The sequence below is a fragment of the Pseudoroseomonas cervicalis ATCC 49957 genome (genome assembly GCF_000164635.1).
Taxonomy (GTDB): Bacteria; Pseudomonadota; Alphaproteobacteria; order Acetobacterales; family Acetobacteraceae; genus Pseudoroseomonas; species Pseudoroseomonas cervicalis.
Genome location: NZ_GG770778.1, coordinates 404,678 through 407,475, shown reverse-complemented (window position 1 = coordinate 407,475; position 2,798 = coordinate 404,678). Strand labels below are relative to the sequence as shown.

Annotated in this window: 2 protein-coding genes; both read right to left on the bottom strand. The window is 72.5% G+C overall.

Annotated elements, in window-relative coordinates:
* Positions 1-132 precede the first annotated feature (132 nt).
* A complete protein-coding gene (locus HMPREF0731_RS09130) occupies positions 133-1,371 on the bottom strand; it encodes a Gfo/Idh/MocA family protein (protein WP_007003808.1) in 1,239 nt (412 codons plus the stop codon).
* Between the two features lie 105 nt (positions 1,372-1,476).
* Positions 1,477-2,643: a pyridoxal phosphate-dependent aminotransferase gene (locus HMPREF0731_RS09125; protein WP_007003807.1), complete on the bottom strand. Its 1,167-nt coding sequence runs from the start codon at positions 2,641-2,643 to the stop codon at positions 1,477-1,479.
* Between the last annotated feature and the right edge of the window lie 155 nt (positions 2,644-2,798).

Here is a 2,798-nt window from a genome sequence, read left to right as displayed (position 1 = left end):
GCGGCGCTGGCCGCCTTCCGCGCCCGCGCCCCGGCCGAGCAGGCGGCCGAGCCGCCGCCGCCCTTCGACCTGCGCGAGCTGGTGCAGCGGATGCAGCGCTTCTTCTTCCCGTCGAACTGAGGCGGCCGCGCCTCAGCCCTCGCCCAGCCGGGCGGCGCGGCGGTAGCGCCAGTCGATCTTCACCGGCTGGCCGGTCTGCGCCGCGCGGTACATGGCCAGCATCAGCCGCACATCCTGCATCCCCTCCTCGCCCGGGCTGTGAACGGGGCGGCCCTCGCGGATCGCCTCGGCCATGTGGTCGAGCTGGCGGGCGAACTGGCTGGCCTCGGGGATCAGCAGCTGCTCGGTCTTCTGCTGGGTGCGGATCGACATGCCGTGGCGGTAGTAATGCGTCGCCGGCTCCATCAGCAGGCTGGCCTTGCTGCCCTGCACGGCGAAGCGGTTGGCCTGGTAGGAATAGCCGGTGGAGCCCAGCACGGTGACGCCGCCGGGGAAGCGCATGCGCCAGGTGGTGACATCCTCCACATCGCCGAAGCGCGGATCCTCCGGCGTGTGGCTCCAGGCCGAGACCTCCTCGGGCTCCGCCCCCAGCAGGTAGCGCGCGCCATTGACGCCATAGATGCCGACATCGAACAGCGCGCCGCCGCCGGCGAGCGCCCGGCGCACCCGCCATTCATCGGCCGGCACGCTGTCCGGGTTGACGGGGCGCGCATTGTCGGTGTGCAGCACCCGCACCTCGCCGAGCTCGCCCGCGCGGATGCGGCGGATCGCCTCCAGGCTGTAGGGCTCGTAATGGCAGCGATAGCCGATCATCAGCTGGCGATCGGCCTGCCTCGCCGCGTCGATCATGCGCTGGCAGGCCTCGACGCTCGGCGCCATCGGCTTCTCGCACAGAACATGCTTGCCGGCGCGCAGGCTCCGCACCGTGAATTCCTCGTGCAGCGAGGGCGGCGTGATGACATAGACCACGTCGATCTCGTCATTCTCGGCGATGCGCTCGAGATCCTGGTAGCCATAGATCGCCTCGCGCCGCACGCCGTAGCGGTCGGCGACGCCCTCGGCCTTCTGGCGGTTGCCGCTGACCAGCGCCACCAGCCGCGAATGCTGCGTCTCGCCGAAGGCCGGGATGATCTGGTTCAGCGCGTATTGCCCGAGGCCGAGCACCGCATAGCCCACGCGCCGGCCGGGCGCGTCGGGCTGGGCGACCTCCATCTTGGGCATCGGCCGGCCGGTGGCCTGGGTGGGCAGCGAACCGCCGCCGCCCTGGGCCAGGGCCGGCGCGGCCAGCGCCGAGGCCGCGACCACGCCGCCGCCCGAATTGCGCAGGAAATGCCGGCGCGAGAGGAAACCGGGCAGGGATCGGGGGGCCATGGCGCAGTCCTTCCGAAGCGTCGCGTCGGCAGGTGAACAAATCGCCATGGGCAGGGTTGCGCAGGCAGGGGCAGAGGCGCTGCCCCTGCCCCGCCGGGCGGGCTCTCAGCCCCGGCGCAGCCAGTCGCGCAGCCGCGCCGGCGCCTCGGCCATCGCCGCCTCCGCGCCGCAGTAGGAAAAGCGCAGGAAGCGGTGGCCGCGCGCACGGTCGAAATCGACGCCGGGGGTCGCGGCGATGCCGGCCTCGGCCAGCATGCGGGCGGCGAAACCCACGCTGTCATTGCTGAGATGGCCGATATCGGCCCAGAGGTAGAAGGCGCCATCCGCCTCGGCCAGCCGGTCGAAGCCCGCCGCCGGGAGCCCTTCCAGCAGCGCCGCGCGGTTGCGGCCATAGGCGGCCTTGTTGGCCTCCAGCTCCTCGATGCAGTCGAAGGCCGCCTCGGCCGCCACCTGCGCCACATGCGGCGCGCTGATGAACATGTTCTGGGCCAGGCATTCGACCGGGCGCAGCAGGTCCTCCGGCAGCACCATCCAGCCGATGCGCCAGCCGGTCATCGAGAAGTACTTGGAAAAACTGTTGATGACCACGGCGCTGTCGCTGAAGCCGGCGGCCGTGCTCTCCGCCATGCCATAGGACAGGCCGTGATAGATCTCGTCCGAGATCAGCCGCACGCCATTGGCGTGGCACCATCGCGCCACCGCCTGCAGCTCCTCGGGCGAGAGCATGGTGCCGGCCGGGTTGCAGGGGGAGGCGACGATCAGCCCGTCGGGCCGCGGGTCCAGCGCCTCCAGCATGGCGAGGCTGGGCTGGAAGCGGGTGCTGGCATCGCATTGCAGCAGCACCGGCTGCATGCCGAGCGCGGTCAGGATGTTCGCATAGGGCGGGTAGAAGGGGGCGGCCATGGCGATGCGGTCGCCGGGGTCGAAGGCCGCCAGGAAGGCCAGCGGAAAGGCGCCCGAGGCGCCGACGGTGACGGCGATGCGCCCCGGCGCGATCGCCGCGCCATACTTGTCGGCGTAGTGGCGGCTGATGCGCTCGCGCAGGCTCCGCAGGCCGAAGGCCTCCGTGTAGCCCATCGGCGCGCCGGCCTGGAGCGCGCGGATGGCGGCCTCCGCCGCGCCGCGCGGCGCGCCGGTGGAGGGCTGGCCGACCTCCATGCGCAGGATGCCGGGCGCCCCCGGCGGCAGGGCCGAGGCCCGCGCATTGGCGGCGGCGATAACATCCATGACGAGGAAGGGCGGCGCTTCCGCCCCGCGGCCGGCCTTCAGCATGCGCGGTATCCGTTGCGGATCGGGCTACGGGGGCGGCACCGCCGCCCCCAACCGAAACAAATTACTGCTGGCCGGCGACGGCCAGGCCGGCGCCGCGCGGATCGGTCGCGGCGGCGCAGGCGCGCGGGTCGCCCGGCATGTAGGCCGAGCAGCCG